Consider the following 23,522-nt stretch of genomic DNA (forward strand, 5'->3'; position numbering starts at 1 on the left):
CTGCCGTGGTGGCGAGGGGAGCTACCGGCTACGCTCGTGATCGTGAGCCGACGTACGAAGATCGTTTGCACCCTTGGACCTGCAACTGCTACCAGTGAGCGAATCCGCGAACTCGTCGAGAGTGGAATGGATGTCGCCCGACTGAACTTCAGCCATGGTGATCACCCTGATCATCAGGCGAACTACGAGAGGGTCCGGGCGGCATCGAACGACACCGGCAAAGCCGTGGGCATCCTCGCCGACCTTCAGGGGCCGAAGATCCGACTCGGGCGGTTCGCCGAGGGCAAGACCACCTGGGCCAACGGTGAGTTGGTGCGCATCACCGTCGACGAGTGTGAAGGCACCCACGACCGGGTGTCCACCACGTACAAGGAGCTCGCACAGGATGCCAAGGAAGGCGACCGACTTCTCGTCGACGACGGAAAGGTCGGCCTGGTGGTCACCGGCGTCGAGGGTAACGACGTCCTGTGCCGCGTTACCGAAGGCGGACCGGTCAGCAACAACAAGGGCGTCTCGCTACCGGGCATGAACGTCTCGGTCCCCGCACTGTCCGAAAAGGACATCGCTGACCTCGAATTCGCGCTGCAGCTCGGCGTGGACTTCATCGCACTGTCCTTCGTGCGGTCACCTGCCGACGTGGAGCTCGTCCACGCGATCATGGACCGCGTCGGTCGCCGGGTACCGGTCATCGCCAAGCTGGAGAAGCCCGAGGCCGTCGACAACCTCGAAGCCATCGTCTTGGCCTTCGACGCAGTAATGGTCGCCCGCGGTGATCTCGGTGTCGAGTTGCCCCTCGAACAGGTTCCCCTGGTTCAGAAGCGCGCCATTCAGATTGCACGCGCCAACGCCAAGCCGGTCATCGTCGCGACGCAGATGCTCGAATCGATGATCGAGAACTCGCGTCCGACCCGCGCGGAAGCGTCGGACGTCGCCAACGCCGTGCTCGACGGCACCGACGCCGTGATGCTGTCCGGTGAGACTTCTGTCGGTAACTACGTGATGGAGACCGTCCGCACGATGGCCCGAATCGTGGAGACCGTCGAGACCGAAGGCGACAGTGTTCCGCCGCTGACGCATGTGCCCCGCACGAAGCGAGGCGTGATCTCCTACGCGGCTCGCGACATCGGTGAGCGTCTCGACGCCAAGGCGCTCGTCGCCTTCACTCAATCGGGTGACACGGTGCGTCGTCTCGCACGGCTGCACACCTCGTTGCCGCTTCTGGCGTTCACGTCCATCCCCGAGGTTCGCTCGCAGCTGGCGTTGAGCTGGGGTACCGAGACCTTCCTGGTTCCCGAGGTCGCCACCACCGATGCCATGGTGCTCGAGGTCGACAAGGCGTTACTCGAGCTCGGTCGCTACAACAAGGGCGATCAGGTCGTGATCGTGGCCGGTGCCCCTCCCGGCACAGTAGGCTCGACCAACTTGATCCACGTGCATCGAATTGGAGAAGAGGACCGGTAAGTGACCGATACGGGGGGAATCGGCGCGATCGTCGCGCCGAGCAGTTCTGCAGTCAAGACGGATTTGGAGACGCTCCTCGATTTGCTCGACCTCGAGGAGATCGGCGAGGACAAGTTCCGGGGGGTGCATCCTCGCCAGGTCGGCAGCCGAACCTTCGGCGGTCAATTGGTGTCGCAAGCTTTGATGGCGGCGGGCCGGACGGTCGCCGGCACCACGCGCGACGTCCACGCCATCAATGCGCATTTCATTCGCGGTGGCGACGTCCGCAAGCCGATCGATTATCACGTGGAGCGGCATCGAGACGGCCGAGCCTTCGCGAATCGGCAGGTGACGGCCTATCAGGACGGCCACGAACTTTTCGTCATGCTCGCGGCGTTCCAGGATTTCGGCAAGGGCCTCGAGCACAGCGTCGAAGTTCCGGATGTGCCGTACCCGGATGCACTGCCTCCGCTGGGTGATCATTTCATCGGGTACGAAGACCGTCTGCAGATGTTCGTCAACGCGCTCAAGCCAATCGACATGCGCTATGCAAACGACCCGACGTGGATCCTTCAGGGAACCGGTGAGAAGTTGAATCACAATCGGGTGTGGATGAAGGCCGACGGTCCGCTTCCCGACCACCCGATCTTTCACGCGGCGACCATGGGTTACGCGTCGGACACGACGGTTCTGGATTCGATCATCACCACGCACGGCTTGTCGTGGGGCCTGGACCGCATCGTGGCCGCGACGGTCAACCACTCCATCTGGTTTCACCGTCCGTTTCGTTTCGACGATTGGGCTCTGTACGCCACCGAGTCTCCGGTGGCTGCGGGCTCGCGTGGTCTGGCCACCGGCCGATTCTTCTCGGTAGAGGGTCTGCTTCTGGCGACCGTCGTGCAGGAAGGGCTCATCCGGCACTTTCCGAAGAAGCCGGCGGTGGCCGCCGACTAGATTCGGGCGGTTCGAGGCGCTCAGCGGGTGCCGAGAGCGCCCGCGATCGTGGTGTCCCATGCTTCTCGCAGTTGATCCTCGAACAGTGGCCACGTATGTGCGCCGCGCTCCCGCATCGAGATCGTCGCCGGTATACCGTGTCGGTGAAGGGCATCGACGAACAACGAAGTGCAGTAGTTGACGAGGCCTTCGACGGCAATCCCGCCGAACGGGGGAACGGCACCGACGGGAATGCGATCCACCGATCCCGGTAGGCCGGCCGATGCGCTGACGTAGACGGCAGTTCCGCGAAGGCGTTCGACGTTGACGGTGGGGTCGTGTTCGCGCCAGCCCGGGCTACCGGGTGGGCCCCACATGTTGAACGGATTGTTCAGACCTCCCGCGATCATCGCCGAGATGCCCACCGTCGCAAGGGGATTCGAGGGCGCAGGGCACCCGCTGAACGAGGCCGCGGCGTCGAACACATCAGGTGCCTGAGCCGCCAGGTCCAGCGCCGGTCCGCCGCTCATCGACAGTCCGGCGACCGCGTTGCGGCCTGTGGAACCGAACTCGGACGCAATGGCCTGTGGTAGTTCGCGCGTCAGGTACGTCTGCCACTTGTACGTCCCCAGCACGGGGTCGGGAGCTTGCCAGTCGGTGTAGAAGCTGAACCGTCCGCCGATGGGTACCACCACCGTGGCGCTCTTGTCGGCGAAGAATTCTTGGACGGAAGAGTTGTTCAACCATCCGACGCCGTCCTCGTTGCCGAGAGCCCCGTTGAGCAGATAGAGCGTGGGAAGGGTTCCGCCCGTCGCGGGGCGCAGCACATCGTTCGAAATGATCTTGTCCATTGACGGTGAATAGACGTCGAGCACGGTATGGGTCTCGCTGATCGCCCGTGAGCCGGTCACCCTGACGCCGTCACTCGGTGCTGCATCGGCGGGGAGTCCGGCGGTCAACACGCAGGCTGCGGCGACCATCGCAACAGCCGCCGATGCCGATCGCACTTTCCACCACTTGTGTCCCATTCGCCACTTGAGTCCCACCAGCCACATCTGCATGGCTCGATCGTGACATGGGAACGGCGGGCGCAGGCTAACGAATTCGTTGCGAAACGTACGGTCGGTTCGTGTCGGTCCGTGAGTTTTCTGCATCGCGAAGTAGCGTCCCGAGGTATGGCGAACGGAAGTTCGGGGCAGCAGACGGTCGACACCAGACACCACGGGCGCTTGTGGGTGACGGTATCGCTGCTGGTTGCGGTGGTGGCACTGTGCGCACACGGCTCGCTTCTCGGGTACTTCTCGCACTTCGGGCTTTTCGGCAACGGAGTCGATGCCGTCGTATATCGCCACGGCGGCGGTACTGTGCTGTCCGCGGAGTCGCTCTACACGTTCACGCTCTTCGAGACCGGTCTTCCCTTCACCTATCCACCGTTCGCTGCGCTGGTGTTCGCGGGGCTCGCGATGCTGTCGATTCCGCTGACTTTTGTTCTGGTCGGCGCGCTGAACCTCGGACTGCTGTACCTCGCGGTGCTGCTCAGCTGGAGGTTGTTGGGTTACCGCGGCTCGAGTACGCACATCGTCAGCCTGGGAGTGGTCGCGGCGTCGACGTGGCTCGAACCGGTACGCATGACACTGTGGCTGGGTCAGATCAATCTGCTGCTCCTGGTCCTGGTGCTGTGGGATCTCGGGCGCCGCGAAGACAGCAGGCTGCGCGGTGTCGGAGTCGGCGTGGCAGCAGGTCTCAAACTGACGCCCGCGTTCTTCGTCGTCTACCTGCTTGCGCTGCGCGAGTGGCGCACTGCGTTCGTCGCGGCGGCCACGTTCGCGGCAACCGTCGTCGTTGGATTCCTCGTCTTGTTCGGCGACGCGTGGAGATTCTGGACGTCGGCGATCTTCGAGTCGGATCGGATCGGACTGCTCCGATCGCCTGCGAATCAGTCGATCCACGGAATGCTCGCCAGAGTGTGGAATGACGGTGCGCCGCCGTTCGCGGTGTGGGCGGCGTGTGCATTCGTCGTAGCTGCGCTCGGTCTGTGGGGCGCTGTCGTCGCTCGACGCCGCGGGGCTCACCTGTTGTCGTTGACGCTGTGCGGCCTGACAACTCCGATGGTGTCGCCCTTCTCCTGGGGGCATCACTGGGTATGGTGCGTGCCGTTGGCGGTCCTGGTTCTCGATTACTCGTGCCGCGCACCCGGGGTATGGCGGAAGCTCGTTCCCGCCACCCTGTTACTGCCGTTCGTAGCGTGGTATTGGACGGCGGCCGGGGGAGTCGCCGTTATCGGGACGTTCATGTTCGGCGGCGCAGCGTGGACCGAATTGCTTACCAGGAATGCCTATCCCATGGTATTCGGCGTGCTACTGACAGCCCTGTCGATCAGGTGGCTCGGTCGTCGTGCCGGAGTTCCCGACAGCGGGGTTCGGAACAGCGGGGTTCGCAACAGCGGGGTTCGCAACAGCGGGGTTCGCAACAGCACGCCACGCCACGAGCTTGGTATCGAAGGACATCGACGCATGAGCGGGACTGGTCGAGGGGAGCCGCACCAACCGCAGGTCAAATCCGGAGGTCAGCGGCGCCACGTGCCGCAGGTAGCTGCTTTCGGCCTTGGCCCCGTTGAAGTAGACGGTATCGATCGACGGATGGTCGCGAAACAGGGTTACGAAGTCGTTGGCGACAATGGAGGATTCGACGATCGACGAGTCGAGGCTCCCTCGTCGCGTGCACAGTTTCAGCACGTCCCACACGGCGATGCCGTTGTGTGACAACACGTTCACCCGCTCGCTGTACGGAAGCGACGCATCGGCGCCGAACAGCTGACCCATGATGGGCCAGAAGGCGTTGCGGGGGTGGGCGTAGTACTGCTGCGCCGCCAGAGACGCCGCGCCGGGCATCGACCCCAAGATCAGTGTGTGCGCGGTGTCGTTCATTATCGGATCGAAACTGTGCACCGTCGTCACAAGTTCAGGATCTCACGGTGGCATTACCGCACGCGGCACAGGTTGGATGGCGGACAATGACGAGATGTTGGATCCACGCGTACTCGACAATCACGAACTCGAAGCAGAACTGGCGGCCCTACGTCGGGGGAGGGACGCGTCGATGGACGAAGGTGCGCGCGACGAATCCCTGGCCGAGACCGACCGTCTGATCGAACGTTTCGAAGAAGAGATCCGCACGCGTCATCGGACGCCCTAGATCGCGGCCGCCACCGTCGACAAGACACAGGCCGCGGTGGCCGCGGCCGTTCGGGCGTGATTCCACCGGGTCCACCGCGAGCGATAGCTGTCCCAGGTCGCGGCGCCGTCGGTGGTCGCAGGATCGGTCTGTGCAAGCGCGTTGTTCAGGGGCACGTTCACCGCAGCGGTGACGATCACGCAGCCGGTGACGTACACGGCTGTTCCGATTCCGATGTACAGGCGCTCGGAGTCGTTGGTCGCGATCGCGCCTACGACGGCGACGACGCCGGCGACAGCGCTCCCGAGAAACACCGCCAGAAATACCGGCGCGATGATGACGATGTTGATTACCTGCATCGTCGCGGCCGCTTCGCTGCGCGGTCTGGTGCTGAGCGCCGGCACCACCGCAACAGAAAAAGCCAGCAGCACCCCGGCAGTGAGGCCGGTTCCGACGGCGGCCACGACGGTTGCGATCGCGGTGACATTTTCGATCACGACGACCGACCCGCCAACGATCGGGCGAAATCTTCGAAACGTGTCGTCGTCGTGTTGGCCTCGGTGCGGGCAACAGGATCCGTCAGTTCACCGCTGTTGAAGGCGCGAGTCATCTCGACGTAGTGGCGGGCGTAGTCGGCCGAAAGTCCGATCTCGGTCAGCACGCCGAGCATCGCCTCGTACGGCAACTGTTGATAGCGCGCGGTGTCGAGACCGAGGGCTTCGCCCAGTACGACGGTGGCTTCGTCGTAGCTGATGTCGCGCTGGCCCAGCAGTGTGATGTGTGCGAACCCCGACCACGTGATGTCGGTCAACGCTCGGACCGCGGCATACGCGATGTCGGCAGTGGCGATCATCGGAATCGGAAGGTCTTTTCGCACCGAGTCGACGTGAGTGCCGCTGTCGGTCAGCTGGTCGACCGCGGGCGAGAAGTTCTCGAAGAACGACACCGGACGCGAAATTATCACCCGGTCGGCGTCGAGGGCAGCCAATCGGCGTTCCTGCCGATGGAGGGCGCCGATGACGCCCGGGGCATCGGCGCGATCTGCGCCCAGGCTACTCAACGCGACCACCGTGGAGATCGCGTTCTTCGTGATGGCAGCACAGATCGAGCTGCCGAAGCGATCCTGTTCGTTGGCGTAGTCGGGTGCAAACGGGTTGCTTGGCTGCATGGCGAACACGGCGTCGCTACCGGCGAGTGCGTCGACGAGCCATGAGGTGTTCGAGATATCGCCAACCCGAACCGCGGCGCCGCGTTCGCCCAGTTTTTGCAGCTTTGCGCCGTCGCGTCCCACGACGACGACGTGTTGTCCGGAGTCGATGGCGGCATGCGCCACCTTGCTGCCGACGTTGCCCGAGGCGCCCAGAACGGTGATCATGACAAATCCTTCGTTGGTGTGCACTCCAGCATCACAGTCCAGTCCTGGAGTGTCCATGCCTCAAGGTCGCCATTTCATGCTCCTGCGTCCAACAGGAGGTACGATCAGTGCATGCGCGGACCGGACCCATGGACCTCACCCGACCCGCTCGGCGAGGCGCTGCACTTCCTTCGAATGACCGGCGCGTTCTATTGTCGGTCGGAGTTGAGCGAGCCCTGGGGGCTCGGGATGCCCAGCATGGCGGACTGTCTGTGGTTCCACGTCGTGACTGCCGGGCGGTGCCGACTCGACGTCCAGGGATCTCCCGCGCGCTACCTCTCGCCGGGCCAATTCGCGCTGGTGCCACATGGTTCGGGCCACACCCTGTCCAGCGACGAACGCTCTGCACAGTCCGCGCTCATGGTGTACGACCTGCCTCACCAGTACGTCAGCGATCGCTACGCGATCGTCCGGCACGGTGGGGCCGGCGAACCCACCACCCTCGTTTGCGGAGCCGTTCGCCTGGACCACCCTTCGGCGGCTGCGTTGATCGCGTCATTGCCGCCGCTGATCGTCGTCGAAGCGGCGCCGTCACCCCACCTGTCGTGGATGCACAGCACGCTCGGCGTCATAGCGGACGAGGCCCGGCATCTGCGTCCCGGGGGAGAAGCAGTCATCACGCGTTTGTCCGACATCTTGGTCATCCAAGCCCTGCGTTCCTGGATCGAGAGCGACCCCGCGGCAAAAGTGGGGTGGCTGGGAGCGCTACAGGATCCCGTCGTCGGTCCGGCGTTGGCGATCATCCACCGGGAGCCTCACCGGCCCTGGACGGTCGCGTCGTTGGCCGAACAGGTGTCGATGTCTCGTTCGGCGTTCTCCGCGCGCTTCACGACCCTGGTGGGCGAAAGTCCGATGCGCTATCTCGCGCGATGGCGCATTCAGGGGGCTCACGACGCGTTGCAGTCGGGCGATGTGACGGTTGCCGAATTGGCGAGGCGCAGCGGCTATCGCTCCGAAGCGGCGTTCAGCCGGGCATTCAAGCGAACCCTCGGAATGTCGCCGGGCAGCGTCCGTCGGCGTCCCGACGTGTCCCTGCTGTCCTGACTCAGTCGGTGACGGGGCGATCCACGTATCCGGTGACGTGTCGATCGTCGGCACTGCACTGGTAGTGGACCCACTGCATGTCCGAGCGGTCTGCAGCATCTCCGAACCGGTGAGTGACACGCTCCGCGCACAAGGTGCCTGCGCCGGTGTCGTGGCATCGAAGACTACTGGGTATGTAACCCCACTGTCGGCCTGTTGACGCAGCCGCGTTGCCAGCGTCTTCGACGTTGAGCCAACGGCGATTTCGGCTTCGGTGGCCAGTGGTCCGTCGACTGCGGACGGGGAGTGTGGTGCCCTCGGTGAGACTCGAACTCACACTGGACGGGTTTTGAATCCGTTTCCTCTGCCAATTGGGATACGAGGGCTGGCGTTGTCTTGCGGTTCACTACTTTAGAAGATGCGCTGAAGGGTCTGTACACCGGTACCCTTCTAATGTTGATCGACCCGGTGGGAGCCGGGGTGAGCCCCTGGGGTGCACTGTCCGGCTCCTCTCGGCGTTGATGACTTCGTCGAAGGAGAACCAGATTTCATGAATGCTCCTGTTGCGCCCGAGGGTGGAAAGCGCGCTCTGCGTGTCGTGGTGGCCGAGGACGAATCCTTGATCAGGCTCGACCTGGTCGAGATGTTGAGGGAAGAGGGATACGAGGTAGTCGGTGAGGCCGCGGACGGTCAGCGGGCCGTCGATCTCGCAATAGAACTGCGACCGGACCTCGTCATCATGGATGTGAAGATGCCCCGCCGCGACGGCATCGATGCAGCGTCGGAGATCGCCGAGAAGCGCATTGCACCCGTGGTCATTCTGACCGCGTTCAGCCAGCGCGAGCTCGTCGAAAAAGCGCGTGACGCGGGCGCCATGGCGTATCTGGTGAAGCCGTTCTCGAAGGCCGACCTGATGCCCGCCGTCGAGCTGGCTGCCAGTCGGCACAGCGAGATCGGTGCGCTCGAGAGCGAGATCGCGGACCTCCAGGAAAGGCTGGAGACGCGCAAACTGATCGAGCGGGCCAAGGGCATGCTGATGACGTCTCAGTCACTGTCGGAGCCGGAGGCGTTCAAGTGGATTCAGCGCGCAGCGATGGATCGGCGCACGACGATGAAGGCGGTCGCGGAGGTCATCATCGACACCCTCGACAAGCCCGCCGATGCCTGAGCGTCGGGCCGCCATGGCAGTTCACGCTACGGCCACGTTAAACATCGGCAGTTCAGGTCACATTCAGGTCACGAGCAGTGTTCTCACCGATCGCAAAACCGTTCTGACAGCTAGCGTCTGATCCACACATGAGGCGCATTACTCACGTGCGCTTCATATTGAGATCGATCAAGGAGACCTAGATGGCAAAACGGACATATGTCCGCACGGCTGCGGTGCTGGGTGCTGCTTCATTGGCGCTCTTCGGCTGTTCTTCGAGCGATGATTCGAGCTCGGGAGACAGTTCCAGCTCCGCCAGCGGTGAAAGTTCGGCTGCAGAGGAGTCGACGGTATCGACCGACTGCACTCCCGAGCAGGCGCAAGCCGGTGCAACGCCGGTCACGACGCCTCTGGTCGTCGGAACACTACTACCCGAAACCGGCAGCCTCGCATTCCTCGGACCACCCGAGGTCGCGGGCGCCCGCCTGGCAACGGACGAAATCAACGCGGCCGGCGGCGTCCTCGGACAGCCCATCCAGCTGATCCCCGGCGATTCCGGTGACACCACGACCGACACGGCGAACACCACCGTCGACCGCCTGCTGTCCGGCGGTGCCGACGTCATCGTCGGTGCAGCATCGTCGTCCGTGTCCTTGAAGGTCATCGACAAGATCACCAGCGCGGGCGTCGTGCAGTTCTCGCCGGCCAACACCTCCGACCAGTTCGTCTGCTACCCGGACAAGGGGCAGTACTTCCGCACTGCTCCGACGGATGTTCTGCAGGCCCAGGCTCTGTCCCAGCTCATCGCCGAAGACGGCGCTCAGCGTGTGTCCATCCTGGCGCTCAACGACCCGTACGGCACCGGGCTCGCGTCGAACACTTCGGAAAACCTGGAAGCGGCGGGTATCCCGTCCGACCAGATTCAGACGATCATCTACGACCCCAACGCGCAGTCGTTCAACGCCGAGGTCGACGATGTGAAGAACTTCGCGCCCGACGCCGTGGCGATCATCGGCTTCGAGGAGTCCGCGAAGATCATCACCCGCATGCACGAGGTGGGTATCGGTCCGTCCGACGGCACCCTCGTCTACGGCGTCGACGGGAACATGGGTAACGCGCTCGGCGAGTCCGTCGCACCGGGCTTGCTCAACACGATGCGGGGAACCACTCCTCTCACCGATGTCGGACCGCAGTTCCAGGACCGCCTCAAGGCTGTCGATCCCGCGCTCGTGGACTTCAACTACGCGGGTGAGACGTACGACGCGGTCATCATCTCGGCGCTTGCTGCCGAACAGGCCAAGTCGACCGCGGGCACCGATATCGCGGCCAACATCAACAGCGTCACCAAGGAAGGCGAGAAGTGCACCACGTTCGCGCAGTGCCTTCCGCTTCTCCAGGCGGGCACCGACGTCGACTACGACGGTGTCACCGGTGAGCTCAACTTCACCGACGGTGGCGAGCCTGCTACCGGTTCGTACGGCAGCTTGCTGTTCGGACCGGACAACAAGCTCGTCGAGCCGACACCGGATTACATCGTCGTCGGTGAGTGATTTGGCGTAATCATCTGATCGAAGTCAGCGAGCCCCGATCCGCACCGCGGATCGGGGCTCGCTCACGTCCGAGACAGATGGTCGGCCCCTTCGTGGCCCCATGGGTGATCGTCCACTCACACGGAAAGGCCCGGACCCTGCGGGAGTCCGGGCTATTCCGTCGGTAAGCGAACCTACTTCTCTTTGCTGCCCGCCAACGTGCCGAGATACAGCTCGATGACCTTGGGGTCGTTCATCAGGTTGGTTCCGGTATCCGTGTACGCATTTCGCCCCTGATCGAGGACGTAGCCGCGGTCGCAGATTTGAAGGCAACGACGGGCGTTCTGCTCCACCATGATGATGGAGACGCCCGTCGCGTTGATCTTCTTGCAGCGGATGAACACCTCATCCTGGAACATGGGGGAGAGGCCGGCGGACGGCTCGTCCAGGAGCAGTACCGATGGCTCCATCATCAGTGCCCGGCCCATGGCGACCATCTGTCGTTCGCCACCGGACAGGGCGCCTGCCTTCACCTTTCGGCGTTCCCCGAGGAGCGGGAAGAGTTCGCTGACGAAATCGAACCTTTCGGAGAACTTCTTGGGACGCAGATAGATTCCCATCTCGAGGTTCTCCTCGATGGTGAGCGACGGAAACACGTTCTGCGTCTGCGGAACGTAGCCGACACCCTTGGTGACGAGCACGTGCGCTTCCGCCGCGGTGATGTTGTCACCGCGCAACTTCACCGAGCCTTCCCGGACCGGGATGAGGCCGAACAGCGTCTTGAGGAGGGTGGACTTGCCGGCGCCGTTCGGCCCGATGATGCCCACGATCTCGCCGTCACGGAGGAAGAAGTTGCACTCGCTGAGAATGTCGACGCCCGGGATGTAGCCGGCCACCAGGTTGTCCGCGCGGACGAGAGCACCCTCGGCCAGTCGAGCGTGTTCGCCCGGCGTGGCCGCGAACTCGGCGGCTGTCAGCTTCTCGGTGTTCGGTTCGCTCATTTCTCGTCTCCCTTGGCGTGCTTGCCCACCGCCGCCGAGGTGTCGGTCGGAGACGCGAACTCCGGCTCCGACAGGTCACCTCCTGCTTCGAGTTCTTCGACCTCGGCCTGTTGCAGTGCCTCGGCCAGTACTGCCGTCGCGCCCACCGGATTACCGTCGGAGTCGAATTCGAGTGCCTGGTCGTGATGACTGCCCAGGTACGCGTCCACGACGGCGCCGTTGTTGGACAGCTCCTCCGGCGTCGATTCGGCGATGACGCTGCCCTGGGCCATGACGACTACCCAGTCGCTGATGTCTCGGATGACGTCCATGTCGTGCTCGACGAACACCACCGTCATACCGTCGTCGCGGAGCGACTTGATGTGACCTAGAAGGCTCTGTGTGAGAGCAGGATTGACGCCGGCCATCGGCTCGTCGAGCATGACCACCGCGGGGTCCGTCATCAGTGCCCGCGCCATCTCGAGGAGCTTTCGCTGACCACCGGACATCGATCCGGCGAGATCGTCGGCCTTGGCGTCGAGCTTGAACCGTTCGAGCAGTTGGTACGCCCGCTCGGTCACCTCGCGTTCCTGTTTCTTCCAGGTCCAGGGTGCCAGTGTGCTCAGGATGCGTTCGCCGCGTTGACCTGTCGCGCCGAGCCGAACGTTGTCGAGCACCGTCAGTTTCGACAGTGCCTTCGTCAGCTGGAAGGTGCGCACGACGCCTTTGCGGGCCACCTGGTGTGGGTGCATCTTGCCGAGCGATTGCCCGTCCATCGACCAGGTTCCGGTGTCGGGGCGGTCGAAGCCGGTGAGCAGGTTGAACAGAGTCGTCTTGCCGGCACCGTTGGGTCCGATCAACCCGGTGATGCACCCGCGCTGAATCTCGAGGTGCGCGACGTCGACTGCTTTGAGGCCACCGAAGGTGCGCGAGACACCGTCCACGACGAGGGTGGGGTCGGGCTTGGGTGCGCCCGGCTTGTTGGGGACGTCGGCGAACAGTGCGACGCGTTGCTCGGCTGTGAGGGCGCGGGCGGCACGCGTCGGCGGCGGCGCTGTTTCTTTACGCATTGAGTTGGACCTCTCGCTTGTTGCCGAGGATGCCCTGGGGTCGGAACACCATGAGGACGGCGATCAGAATGCCCAGCAGCACGAATCGCGTTGCGCCGACCTGCTGTTCGGTGAGATTCAGCAGGGGGTCGGGGCCTGCGATGGCCTGCCGGAGCAGAGCGTCGGGGATGGAGAGCAGGAACCAGAACAGCATCGCGCCCAGGACCGGACCGAACACCGTGGCCGCGCCGCCCAGGATGAGAGCACCGAACGCAAAGAACGTCTGCGCGGTCGAGTAGAAGTCGGGGTTGATGGACTTGGTCTGGAGTGCGTTGAACACGCCGCCCATGCCGCCGATGACGCCACCGAGTACCAGTGCCTGCATCTTGTAGACGAAGACGTTCTTGCCGAGAGACCGTGCAGCGTCCTCGTCCTCGCGCACTGCCTTGAGTACGCGCCCCCACGGGCTGTGCGTGAGAAGGTACACCAGCCCGCACAAAAGGAGGACGAGAGTCCAGCCCACGACCATCGCCCACAGGTCGTCGCCGTAGAACTTGACGCCGAGGAAGGCGTACTGCCTGCCCGAATCGAACGGACTGAGCGAGGTGAACGGATCGGCGAATCCGAAGATGCCGTTGGTTGATTTGGTGATCGGATCGCTTGCGGTCGACCGGAAGACGAGCCGCAAGATTTCCGAGGCGGCGATCGTCACGATGGCCAGATAGTCGGCTCGTAGACGCAGTGTCGGAATACCGAGTACCAGGGCCAACAATCCGGCCGCGCCGAGACCGACGAGGATTCCCACCCACAACGGCTGCTGGTAGGTGATGGTCATGATGCCGACGCCGTAGCCGCCGAGCAATGCGAAGCCGATCTGACCGAAGTTGAGCAGACCGGCGTAGCCGAAGTGGAGGTTCAAACCGATTGCGAGAAGGGCGTAGAAGATTGCCGAGGGGCCGATCAGCTGGGCCAGCGAAACCTGTAGTGCTCCGAGAATATCCATGGAGGTCACCCGATCCTTTGCCGCGAGCCGAGTATGCCCTGGGGCCTGACGACGAGGATGAGAATCAAGACGAGCAGTCCTCCGATGTATTTGAGATCGGGATTGATGATCATCGTCGACCACTGCACGAGGAGTCCGACGATCACGCAGCCGAGGAGTGCTCCGTACGCGGTTCCCAAGCCGCCGAGGGTAATTCCGGCGAACATGAGCAGCAGAAGCTTGAAGCCCATTTCCCACTGCACTCGGCCGCCGAGTTCGGATAGGCCGAACAGGACGCCGCCGAGGGCTGCCAGGCCACCACCCATACACCAGACGAAGGTGACGACGCGTTCGACGTTGATGCCGGACGATGCCGCGAGGTCGCGGTTGTCGGCCACGGCGCGCATTGCCTTGCCGATGCGCGTGCGCTGCAGCATCAATGCGACGCCGACGAGGACGACGATGCTGATGACGATGCAGGCGAGGTTGACGTTGGTGATCGCGAGGGGCCCCCACTCGTTCTGGGTCTGTGCCTGGTAGTCGGCGAAGGGTTCGGCGCGGTCGGAGAAGAAGACGAGGATGAGGTAGCGCAGCGCGATCGCGAGGCCGATGGAGACGACGAGCTGGGCGATCAGCCCTGTCTTACGCTTTCGCAGTGGTCTCCAAATCGCGGCGTTGTTCAGCCAGCCGATGGCGACGCCGACGATGACTGCGAGGATCGTCGCCGGTATCAGCTGGAGGCCGAGACTGACGTTGAACACCCACGCCGCGACGGCGCCGAGCGTGACGAGCTCACCGTGAGCGAAGTTGGTCAAACCCGTCGTACCGAAGATCAGGCTCAGTCCGACCGCGGCGAGCGCGATGACGAGACCGAAGCGAAGACCGTCGACGGTGGTTCTGATGAATTGCTCGTAGAGCGGCACCTCGGTCGCGGTTCGCGCCTCACCGAACGAGAAGATCACGGTGTTGGCCCGGCCGGCGAGAACCTCTCGTTCGACCTGGCCCTGCACGCTGACCTCGTCGGGCAGACTGTCTTCGACCACTTCGAACGAGTATGTGCCGGGGGATATCTCGAGCGTCCAGCGGCCGCCGGTTTCCGAGGTGGTTCGGGCCACCTCGGCACCGGACGAATCGAGGGCTCGGACGTCGACGCCTTCGAGGCGCTCGCCGCCGTTGTTGAGGCTTCCGCTGACGGAAACTGCATCGGCCGGCGGTGACTCCGACGTCGACACAGCTGGTGGGGGAGTTGGGGTCGTTTCCTGCGCCAGAGCAGTTCCGCCGAACGTCACTGCTGCTATGGATCCGAGAATCGCCAACATGAGGGTCTGTCTCAATAGGCGGAGCGAGTTTCGGTTGGTGAACCGGAACCGTGTTTTCCTTCGGGTCCATCGAACATTTGGAGCCACGCACGTCCTCCGGACGGTTGTCGGGGTGAGCCCGTGTTCGGGCTCGGCTGCTTGCAATTGTCGGACTCTAGCCGTTGAAAGCGCTCGAAATCGGCGTCTGGAATTTCCGGCAAGTATCATTTGTGTTTCGAACTACCGGGTTGACGAGTGAGCCGGTGTCTCCCGTCCACTTACGTCCTGTCGGACGCTTTACCTAGACTGGGCAATCGTGAGCCCCGTAACCGACGCAAGTGCCGTATCCGCTCCCTCGACCGGCAAGTCCGCGGACGGCAAGCAGCCGACGCTGTTGCTGATCGACGGCCACTCCATCGCGTTCCGCGCCTTCTTCGCGCTGCCCGTCGAGAATTTCAAGACCACCAGCGGGCAGTCGACCAACGCGGTGTACGGGTTCACCTCGATGCTCATCAATCTGTTGCGTGACGAGAAGCCCTCGCACATCGCGGCTGCGTTCGACGTCTCGCGGCAGACGTTTCGTGCGGAGCGGTTCCCCGAGTACAAAGCGAATCGCAGCAAGACTCCGGACGAGTTCGCCGGGCAGGTCGACATCACGAAAGATGTCCTCGGGGCGATGGGCATCCCGGTCATGGCCGAGGCCGGGTTCGAGGCCGACGACATCATCGCCACCCTGACGACGCAGGCGGCGGCTCTCGGGTATCGGGTTCTGGTCGTCACCGGGGACCGCGACGCGCTGCAGTTGGTCACCGACAACGTGACGGTGCTCTACCCCAAGAAAGGCGTCTCCGAGCTCACCCGGTTCACGCCCGAAGAGGTGGCAACCAAGTACGGGCTCACACCCGCGCAGTACCCCGACTTCGCTGCTCTGCGCGGCGACCCGAGCGACAACCTTCCCGGTATCCCCGGCGTCGGGGAGAAGACCGCGACCAAATGGATCGCTCAGTACGGCTCGCTGGAGGAACTGGTCAACAACGTCGACCAGGTGAAGGGCAAGGTGGGCGATGCGTTGCGCGCCAACCTGTCCAGCGTCGTGCTCAACCGCGAACTCACCGAAATGGTCAGGGACGTTCCGTTGCCGTACACACCGGACCAACTCGAACTGGCCGCGTGGGATCGAGAGAAGATCCACGGTTTGTTCGACGACCTCGAATTTCGGGTGCTGCGCGACCGGCTGTTCGACACGTTGTCGTCCGCGGAGCCGGAAGCGGAAGAGGGCTTCGACGTCAAGGGCGGCACCGTGCCGGTGGGGGAGTTGGCACAGTGGTTGGCGACCCACGCGTCCAGCGGGGAGCGGCACGGTCTTTCCGTCGTCGGCCCCAGGCGGCCGTTCGACAGCGATGCCGTGTCCGTTGCCATCGCGGCGGCCGACGGTGAGGGCGGCTTCGTCGACACCGCATTGCTCGATCAATCCGACGAGCAGGCACTCGCGGCCTGGTTGGCGGACGCGGCACAGCCCAAGGCTCTGCACGAGGCCAAGTGGGCCATTCATGCGCTGCGTGGCCGTGGGTGGTCGCTCGGCGGGTTGACCAGCGACACGGCGCTGGCCGCATACCTCGTCCGACCCGGACAGCGCAGTTTCAATCTCGACGATCTGTCGCTGCGCTACCTCAAGCGTGAATTGCGAGCCGAGGATTCGGTGGAGGGGCAGCTGTCGTTGCTCGACACCGAGGACGTCGCTGCGGCCGCCGTCGCCGAGGGTGAAATATTGCGCGCGCAGGCCGTGTCGGACCTCGCCGCTGCTCTCGATGCCGAGCTGGAAAACATCGAGTCGACGTCGCTGCTGTCGGACATGGAACTGCCGTTGCTGTCCGTTCTCGCAGACCTCGAGGCGACGGGTATCGCTGTCGATCGCGACCACCTGCACGCAATGCAGAGCCGTTTCGCCGACCAGGTCAGCGAGGCAGCGAACGCGGCGTACGAGATCATCGGAAAGCAGATCAACCTCGGGTCCCCCAAGCAGCTGCAGGTCGTCCTCTTCGAGGAACTCGACATGCCGAAGACGAAGAAGACGAAAACTGGCTACACCACCGACGCCGACGCTCTGCAGGGAATGTTCGAGAAGACCGAGCATCCGTTCCTGAAGTTCTTGCTCGATCACCGTGACGCCACCCGCATGAAGGTGACGGTCGACGGCCTCCTCAAGTCGGTCGCGGACGATGGACGTATCCACACGACGTTCAATCAGACGGTTGCCGCGACCGGGCGGTTGTCGTCGACCGAACCGAACCTGCAGAACATCCCGGTGCGAAACGAAGCGGGCAGGCAGATTCGCAACGGCTTCGTCGTCGGTGAGGGCTACGACATGTTGCTCACCGCCGACTACAGCCAGATCGAGATGCGAATAATGGCGCACCTGTCGGGCGACGAGGGCCTGATCGAAGCGTTCAACACCGGTGAGGATCTGCACAGTTTCGTCGGGGCGCGCGCGTTCGGGGTGCCGATCGAAGAAGTCACCCCGGAGCTTCGTCGCCGTGTGAAGGCCATGTCCTACGGGCTCGCCTACGGACTCAGTGCGTTCGGGCTGGCCGCGCAGCTCAAGATCTCGACCGATGAGGCCAAGCAGCAGATGGAGGCGTACTTCCTTCGGTTCGGCGGCGTGCGGGACTATCTGCGGAATGCCGTCGAGGAATCGCGGAAGGTCGGCTACACCTCGACGTTGTACGGCCGGCGTCGCTACCTACCGGATCTGACCAGCGACAATCGGCAGCGGCGAGAGGTAGCTGAACGAGCAGCGCTCAACGCTCCGATCCAGGGAACGGCCGCCGACATCATCAAGGTTGCGATGATCGATGTTCACGAATCGCTGAAGTCGTCCGGGCTTCGTTCACGAATGCTGCTGCAGGTGCACGACGAGCTCGTTCTCGAGGTCGTCGAGTCGGAGCGTGAGCAGGTCGAGGCGCTCGTTCGAGACAAGATGTCGTCGGCGATCGTGCTGTCCGTCCCGCTCGAGGTGTCCGTCGGCACCGGTGCGAGCTGGGACAAAGCGGCTCACTGACCGAACAAACGAGGGGCCGGTCGCGGATGCGATCGGCCCCTCGTTCGTTACGTATTTACTAATTAGGCGTCTGCCGACGTCTCCTGCTCGGCGATCTGCTTGCGAACCTCGTCCATGTCGAGTGCCTTGATCTGGCCCACGAGATCTTCCAGCGCAGGTGCGGGAAGTGCACCGGGCTGTGCGAAAACGAGGACGCCCTCACGGAACGCCATGATCGTCGGGATCGACTGGATGTTGGCTGCTGCCGCGAGCCCCTGCTCGGCCTCGGTGTCCACCTTGGCGTGCACCACGTCCGGGTGTGCCTCGGAGGATTTCTCAAAGGTCGGTGCGAACTGACGGCAGGGCCCACACCAGGATGCCCAGAAGTCGACGAGGACCACGTCGTTGTTGCCGACGATCTCGTCGAAGTTCTGCTGAGTCAAAGTCTGTGTTGCCACGCCTGCCCTTTCATCGAAGTCATTCTCGCTCTGTAGTAGGCACCAACGCACGAGGGTGCGAAATGCTTCCCGGCTACACCCGAGCGGGTTCCGACCGAAACGTGCGGCGGTAGGAATTGGGCGTTGTGCGCCGTACTCGGACGAAGTGCTGGCGGAGCACTGCAGCGTTGCCGAAGCCGACTTTTTCGGCGATCACGTCCATGGACATGTCGGAGTTCTCGAGCAACTGTTGCGCGGCGAGCACTCGCTGGTCGTTGAGCCATCGAGCCGGCGTCGTACCGGTTTCTGCCTGGAACCTGCGGGCAAACGTGCGTGCCGACATGTTCACTCGCACCGACAGCTTCTGCACCGTCATCTCGGCGTCGAGGTTCTCGGTCATCCAGTCGAGCAGCGGCGCAAGGGTTTCCACCTGCGTGGTGGGTAGGGGAGTCGTCACGAACTGGGCCTGGCCACCGTCGCGGTGCGGCGGCACGACCATCCGGCGAGCGATACCGTTCGCGACGATGCTGCCCTGTTCTCGACGCACGATATGCAGGCACAGATCGATTCCCGCTGCCGTACCGGCGCTGGTCAGTACAGCGCCGTCGTCGACGTAGAGAACATCGCAGTCGACGTCTGCCAGGGGGTACTCGGCCGCGAGACGCTCCGAGTGTCGCCAATGCGTCGTACAGCGTCGCCCGTCGAGGAGGCCGGCCTTGCCGAGAAGGAATGCCCCGTTGCACAGGCTGGCGACCATGGCTCCGCGGGCAACCGCAGCCCTCAACTTTGCCAGCAGCGGCTCGATCGACGCGTCGTAGTCGGCGTTGCACAAGTAGGCGCCGTCGACGGAGGTGTACGTGCCGCCCGCCGGGACGACGATCAGGTCGGCTTCGTCGAGCTGATCGAGGTCGTACGGCACGTCGATGGTGTAGCCGAAACGGGATCTGATCGGCTCGTCGACGCCCGCGATCAACGAGAAGTCGTAGGTGGGCAGGCCCTCGTCGGACCGATCGAATCCGAACACCTCGCAGGCAACGCCCAACTCGAACTGTTCCGTCAGCGGCAGCAGCGGTACGACCACTCGTTTCAGCATGAACACGAGTATGGCAGAAAGTCGACGAACTATGTCGTATCTGCCACTTTCGGGCTCGAGCGCCTGGTAGCACGCTTGCGGCATGACACTGGCATTGATATTCCTCGCGGTTCTGACCACCGTGTACGCGGCTACAGCACTCGGGTTCGCGCCCGACACCCATGCGGAGGCGACTCAGTTCGGCGACTACCGTTTCTAGATCCGGCCGCTGAAACGCGGGGTCAGCGAACCTGCCATTCCCGCTTCTCCTCGCCGTCCCACCGGCGTAGCGCCGCGGTGCTGCCCACGAGATCCGACGGGCAGCCGTGCAAGCGCAGGAATGCCTCGGCGAGTTCTACGCGAGTCAGGCGCCGGGCAAGCGTCACGTGCGGTGTCCACCTGCCCGGCGTCGTGTGCGCCCGGACGTCGTCGCCGGCACCCGCCAGCAGCGACGTGCGGCCGTGCAGGCTGACGAGCTCCTTCGACGGCACGACGAGCCGGGCGAGGGTCAAGTGTTTCGCGCGGAAGACGACGAACGCACCCAACCGGACAGGGAAGCGAACTGCCAGCATCTCTTCGTCGATCCGGGCATCCATCTCGTCGAGGTCGTCCGCGACCGCCAGGGTGATGTGAGGGCGGTTCGATTCTCCCGTGTGACGACCCTGGCTGGGCAGGTCGGCGTCGAGAAGCATGTGCCACTCGCGTCGAACAGCCTTGTCGAGCGTGTCGTCGAGGATCAGTTCCAAAGACTGCACCATAGTGAGCCATGATGACGGACGTGGCTCACGGTGAATCCAAGACGGTAAGAATCGGCGCGTTGATCGGCGACGGCATCGGGCACGAAATCGTCCCCGCGACGATGCGGCTGGTGGAGACCGCCCTGTCGGCGGTTCACGCCCCCTCGGCGGAGTGGGTGGAACTTCCCTTCGGTGCGGACGCGATCGACTCGCACGGCTCGCCGATCCCGGGTATCACCCTGAACGCGCTGGAGTCCCTCTCGGCATGGATCCTCGGTCCGCACGACAGTGCGTCGTACCCCGAGCCCTTCGCATCGGGGCTCACACCGGGCGGAGTCGTGCGCAAGAAGTTCGACCTGTTCGCCAATATCCGGCCCGCCGCTGCACACCCGGGCGTACGTGCGATGTCGCCGACCATGGATTTGGTGATCGTGCGGGAAAACACGGAGGGCTTCTACGCCGATCGCAACATGTTCGTGGGCAGCGGCGAGTTCATGCCGACTCCCGACGTCGCGCTCGCAGTAGGAGTGTTCACCCGCACGGCCTGCGAGCGCATCGCACGCGAGGCCTTCACTCTCGCCCTTACTCGGCGCAGGCGCGTTACCGTCGTGCACAAGACCAACGTGCTGACGCTGACGACCGGGCTGTTCCTCGAGGCATGCCGGTCCGTTGCCGAAGATTTTCCCACCGTCACCGTCGACGACGAGCACATCGACGCCCTGACCGCTCATCTGGTTCGCCGGGGTGGCGACTTCGACGTGATCGTCGCCGAAAACATGTTCGGGGATATCCTGTCGGATCTCGCCGGTGAACTGTCCGGATCGCTCGGGATGGCCCCCTCGTTGAACTCGTCCGCAACGCAGGCGATGGCACAGGCGGCGCACGGGTCGGCTCCGGACATCGCCGGAAATAATCGAGCAAACCCGACGGCCCTGTTCTTGTCCGCGGCAATGCTGCTCGACTGGCTGACCGCGCACGACGGCGACGCACGGTTCTCCGACGCCGCGGAACGTATCCGGCACGCCGTGCGCGGCACGCTCGAGTCGGGGGTGGCCACCGCCGACCTCGGGGGTCAGGCATCAACCAGCGAGTTCACCGAGACGGTGCTCGCACGAGCATTACGCGTCTGACGCTCGAAGCGGCTTGACGCAGACGAAGATGGCGGTGCCGGGAAAGAGCTGACCGCGCAGTGGACTCCACTGGCCCCATTCGCGGTCGAGCCACTCGGGCCAGTCGGGCTCGACGATGTCCCGCAGTTCCAGGCCGGCTGCGACGATCTCGCGGACCCGATCGCCGACGGTGCGATGGTGCTCGACGTAGGTCGCCGTACCGTCAGGGTCGAATTCGACGTACGGGGTTCGGTCGAAATACGGAATCGTCGCCGTCAACCCGACCGGCCCCGGGTCGTCCGGGAAGATCCACCGCATCGGGTGGTTGACCGCGAACACCCAGCGCCCACCAGGGCGCAGAACCCGCGCCACCTCGGCCATCACCCGCGCCGAATCGGCGACGAAGGGCACTGCCCCAAAGGCCGAGCACGCCACATCGAAGCTCTCGTCCGCGAAGGGAAGACCTTCCGCGCTCGCCTGAACGAGCGGCACTGCAGACCCGCCTGCGGCCATGGCGTCGAGACCTTTCTGCAGCATCCCTGCGGAGATGTCGAGGCCGACGGCCCGCGCGCCCTGCGATTGCAGCCAACGCGCACACGGCGCCGACCCGCACCCCACCTCGAGCACGTCTTTGTCCGCGACGTCGCCCAGCAAGTGCACGTCGCCCTCGTGCAAGCCTTCGGGGCACCACACGAACTCGCCTTGCGCGGCGTCGACACCGAGAAACTCGCCGTGCGTCCGGTGGTACTCGTCGGCGTCCGAATCCCACCAGGTGCGCGACGCCCGGTCGCTGGCGTCGCTGCCGATCTTGATTCGACCTGGTAGGACGGGGGACCGAGGCGCATCGGGCGGCGAACGATCGGCCGGCGAAGGATCGTGCGGCGGAGAATCGTGTGAGGAACTGTCGGTCACCGCCGACACGCTAGTCGCACCGAGTGGCGCAGGGGTACAACGGCCGGGTGGGTAGGTTTGCCCAGGTGTGACCGGGTCGCGTACCCTGTGGGACGCGAGTGTGTCCATGCTGCGTCTGTATCGCCCAGCCGCGGCGGGAATACATTTGTTCTTCATCTGTTCGACAGTTCGTGCCCTTCGTGGTGCACGCGCTATTCGCAACAGCGACTTACAGTACGAAAAACGTGAAGGTCCGACCGAACATCCATCAACCGATACCCAACCCGTCCGGAGCAACTCAACACATGCCCTCAACCACAACCTCACCGCAGGTAGCCGTCAACGACATCGGCTCCGCAGAGGACTTTCTCGCCGCTATCGACGCCACGATCAAGTACTTCAACGATGGTGACATCGTCGAAGGCACCATCGTCAAGGTCGACCGCGACGAGGTTCTGCTCGACATCGGTTACAAGACCGAAGGCGTCATCCCTTCCCGCGAGCTCTCCATCAAGCACGACGTCGACCCCAACGAGGTCGTCTCCGTCGGCGATGAGATCGAAGCACTCGTCCTCACCAAGGAGGACAAAGAAGGCCGCCTGATCCTGTCCAAGAAGCGCGCACAGTACGAGCGCGCCTGGGGCACGATCGAGGAGCTCAAGGAGAAGGACGAGGCCGTCAAGGGCACCGTCATCGAGGTCGTCAAGGGTGGACTCATCCTCGACATCGGTCTCCGTGGCTTCCTTCCCGCTTCGCTCGTCGAGATGCGTCGCGTTCGCGACCTCCAGCCGTACGTCGGCAAGGAGATCGAGGCCAAGATCATCGAGCTCGACAAGAACCGCAACAACGTAGTCCTGTCGCGTCGCGCATGGCTTGAGCAGACCCAGTCCGAGGTCCGCAGCGAGTTCCTGCACCAGCTGCAGAAGGGCCAGGTCCGCAAGGGCGTCGTGTCCTCCATCGTCAACTTCGGTGCCTTCGTGGACCTGGGTGGCGTCGACGGACTCGTGCACGTCTCCGAGCTGTCCTGGAAGCACATCGATCACCCCTCCGAGGTTGTCCAGGTGGGCGACGAGGTCACCGTCGAGGTGCTCGACGTCGACAAGGACCGCGAGCGGGTTTCGTTGTCGCTCAAGGCCACTCAGGAGGATCCGTGGCGTCACTTCGCCCGTACGCACGCGATCGGGCAGATCGTGCCCGGCAAGGTCACCAAGCTGGTGCCGTTCGGCGCGTTCGTCCGTGTCGAGGAGGGCATCGAGGGTCTGGTGCACAT

Annotated in this window: 21 protein-coding genes, 1 tRNA gene and 1 pseudogene; 10 read left to right on the forward strand and 13 right to left on the reverse strand. The window is 63.9% G+C overall.

All coding sequences use genetic code 11. The features are described 5' to 3' along the window. The first annotated feature begins 42 nt into the window (after positions 1-42). Both pyk and WBQ44_RS03300 read left to right on the forward strand, forming a co-directional pair. Positions 43-1,461: a pyruvate kinase gene (gene pyk / locus WBQ44_RS03295; RefSeq protein WP_495565310.1), complete on the forward strand. Its 1,419-nt coding sequence runs from the start codon at positions 43-45 to the stop codon at positions 1,459-1,461. Continuing rightward, positions 1,462-2,394, forward strand: coding sequence for an acyl-CoA thioesterase (locus tag WBQ44_RS03300; RefSeq protein ID WP_495565311.1), 933 nt, complete (start codon positions 1,462-1,464; stop codon positions 2,392-2,394). 20 nt (positions 2,395-2,414) lie between these two features. On the opposite strand, the gene WBQ44_RS03305 is transcribed toward WBQ44_RS03300, so the two are convergent. Beyond that, complete coding sequence (locus WBQ44_RS03305; RefSeq protein WP_495565329.1) at positions 2,415-3,428, reverse strand: alpha/beta hydrolase; 1,014 nt, start codon at positions 3,426-3,428, stop codon at positions 2,415-2,417. A 120-nt stretch (positions 3,429-3,548) separates the two neighbouring features. On the opposite strand from WBQ44_RS03305, the pseudogene WBQ44_RS03310 reads away from it, so the two are divergent. After that, a pseudogene (locus WBQ44_RS03310) lies at positions 3,549-4,481 on the forward strand (glycosyltransferase 87 family protein); the annotation flags it as partial. 249 nt (positions 4,482-4,730) lie between these two features. On the opposite strand, the gene WBQ44_RS03315 reads toward WBQ44_RS03310, so the two are convergent. Continuing rightward, on the reverse strand, positions 4,731-5,300 hold the full coding sequence (locus WBQ44_RS03315; RefSeq protein ID WP_495565330.1) for a DNA-deoxyinosine glycosylase: 570 nt from the start codon (positions 5,298-5,300) through the stop codon (positions 4,731-4,733). 76 nt (positions 5,301-5,376) lie between these two features. On the opposite strand from WBQ44_RS03315, the gene WBQ44_RS03320 reads away from it, so the two are divergent. Then, positions 5,377-5,568, forward strand: a complete 192-nt coding sequence (locus WBQ44_RS03320) for a hypothetical protein (RefSeq protein WP_495565312.1) — start codon at positions 5,377-5,379, stop codon at positions 5,566-5,568. Here the strand turns inward: WBQ44_RS03320 and WBQ44_RS03325 are convergent. Both WBQ44_RS03325 and WBQ44_RS03330 read right to left on the reverse strand, forming a co-directional pair. Then, positions 5,565-6,044: an anthrone oxygenase family protein gene (locus tag WBQ44_RS03325; RefSeq protein ID WP_495565313.1), complete on the reverse strand. Its 480-nt coding sequence runs from the start codon at positions 6,042-6,044 to the stop codon at positions 5,565-5,567. The two genes, WBQ44_RS03320 and WBQ44_RS03325, sit on opposite strands and share 4 nt — an antisense overlap. Then, a complete protein-coding gene (locus WBQ44_RS03330) occupies positions 6,041-6,922 on the reverse strand; it encodes an NmrA family NAD(P)-binding protein (RefSeq protein ID WP_495565314.1) in 882 nt (293 codons plus the stop codon). Before WBQ44_RS03330 ends, WBQ44_RS03325 begins: the two co-directional genes overlap by 4 nt. Positions 6,923-7,033: 111 nt before the next feature. On the opposite strand from WBQ44_RS03330, the gene WBQ44_RS03335 reads away from it, so the two are divergent. After that, positions 7,034-8,005 (forward strand): AraC family transcriptional regulator, encoded by a 972-nt coding sequence (locus WBQ44_RS03335; RefSeq protein ID WP_495565315.1) that lies wholly within the window; start codon positions 7,034-7,036, stop codon positions 8,003-8,005. Positions 8,006-8,293: 288 nt separating this feature from the next. Here WBQ44_RS03335 and WBQ44_RS03340 read toward each other — a convergent pair. Next, positions 8,294-8,370: transfer RNA gene (locus WBQ44_RS03340), tRNA-Leu, on the reverse strand. 164 nt (positions 8,371-8,534) lie between these two features. Between WBQ44_RS03340 and WBQ44_RS03345 the strand changes: the two genes are divergently transcribed. After that, on the forward strand, positions 8,535-9,152 hold the full coding sequence (locus WBQ44_RS03345; protein WP_495565316.1) for an ANTAR domain-containing response regulator: 618 nt from the start codon (positions 8,535-8,537) through the stop codon (positions 9,150-9,152). 182 nt (positions 9,153-9,334) lie between these two features. Then, complete coding sequence (locus tag WBQ44_RS03350; protein WP_495565317.1) at positions 9,335-10,681, forward strand: ABC transporter substrate-binding protein; 1,347 nt, start codon at positions 9,335-9,337, stop codon at positions 10,679-10,681. 173 nt (positions 10,682-10,854) lie between these two features. Here WBQ44_RS03350 and WBQ44_RS03355 read toward each other — a convergent pair whose 3' ends face one another. The 4 genes from WBQ44_RS03355 to WBQ44_RS03370 are packed head-to-tail and all read right to left on the reverse strand — an operon-like array spanning position 10,855 to position 14,990. Next, the gene (locus WBQ44_RS03355; RefSeq protein ID WP_495565318.1) at positions 10,855-11,661 is read right to left on the reverse strand and encodes an ABC transporter ATP-binding protein; all 807 of its coding nucleotides are present in this window, start codon (positions 11,659-11,661) and stop codon (positions 10,855-10,857) included. Beyond that, positions 11,658-12,710, reverse strand: a complete 1,053-nt coding sequence (locus WBQ44_RS03360) for an ABC transporter ATP-binding protein (RefSeq protein ID WP_495565319.1) — start codon at positions 12,708-12,710, stop codon at positions 11,658-11,660. The genes WBQ44_RS03355 and WBQ44_RS03360 overlap by 4 nt, the downstream gene beginning before the upstream one ends. Continuing rightward, complete coding sequence (locus WBQ44_RS03365; protein ID WP_495565331.1) at positions 12,703-13,692, reverse strand: branched-chain amino acid ABC transporter permease; 990 nt, start codon at positions 13,690-13,692, stop codon at positions 12,703-12,705. Before WBQ44_RS03365 ends, WBQ44_RS03360 begins: the two co-directional genes overlap by 8 nt. Before the next feature lie 5 nt (positions 13,693-13,697). Further along, entirely contained in the window at positions 13,698-14,990 is a 1,293-nt protein-coding gene (locus tag WBQ44_RS03370) for a branched-chain amino acid ABC transporter permease (protein WP_495565320.1), read from the reverse strand. 295 nt (positions 14,991-15,285) lie between these two features. Between WBQ44_RS03370 and polA the strand changes: the two genes are divergently transcribed. Continuing rightward, entirely contained in the window at positions 15,286-18,027 is a 2,742-nt protein-coding gene (gene polA / locus WBQ44_RS03375; protein WP_495565321.1) for a DNA polymerase I, read from the forward strand. A 62-nt stretch (positions 18,028-18,089) separates the two neighbouring features. Here polA and trxA read toward each other — a convergent pair whose 3' ends face one another. From trxA to WBQ44_RS03390, 3 genes are all read right to left on the reverse strand, one after another. Further along, a complete protein-coding gene (gene trxA / locus WBQ44_RS03380) occupies positions 18,090-18,464 on the reverse strand; it encodes a thioredoxin (protein ID WP_495565322.1) in 375 nt (124 codons plus the stop codon). Between the two features lie 73 nt (positions 18,465-18,537). Further along, complete coding sequence (locus WBQ44_RS03385; protein ID WP_495565323.1) at positions 18,538-19,536, reverse strand: helix-turn-helix domain-containing protein; 999 nt, start codon at positions 19,534-19,536, stop codon at positions 18,538-18,540. Between the two features lie 221 nt (positions 19,537-19,757). Further along, a complete protein-coding gene (locus tag WBQ44_RS03390; RefSeq protein ID WP_495565324.1) occupies positions 19,758-20,273 on the reverse strand; it encodes a 2'-5' RNA ligase family protein in 516 nt (171 codons plus the stop codon). A gap of 11 nt (positions 20,274-20,284) precedes the next feature. On the opposite strand from WBQ44_RS03390, the gene WBQ44_RS03395 reads away from it, so the two are divergent. After that, on the forward strand, positions 20,285-21,382 hold the full coding sequence (locus tag WBQ44_RS03395) for an isocitrate/isopropylmalate dehydrogenase family protein (protein ID WP_495565332.1): 1,098 nt from the start codon (positions 20,285-20,287) through the stop codon (positions 21,380-21,382). Here WBQ44_RS03395 and WBQ44_RS03400 read toward each other — a convergent pair. Further along, complete coding sequence (locus WBQ44_RS03400) at positions 21,371-22,174, reverse strand: class I SAM-dependent methyltransferase (protein ID WP_495565333.1); 804 nt, start codon at positions 22,172-22,174, stop codon at positions 21,371-21,373. The genes WBQ44_RS03395 and WBQ44_RS03400 overlap by 12 nt on opposite strands. A gap of 383 nt (positions 22,175-22,557) precedes the next feature. Between WBQ44_RS03400 and rpsA the strand changes: the two genes are divergently transcribed. Then, on the forward strand, positions 22,558-23,522 hold a 965-nt coding region (rpsA, locus tag WBQ44_RS03405; protein WP_495565325.1), incomplete at its 3' end, for a 30S ribosomal protein S1.

This window comes from Rhodococcus sp. (in: high G+C Gram-positive bacteria), from assembly GCF_049591685.1.
In the GTDB taxonomy this organism is placed as follows: Bacteria; Actinomycetota; Actinomycetes; order Mycobacteriales; family Mycobacteriaceae; genus Rhodococcoides.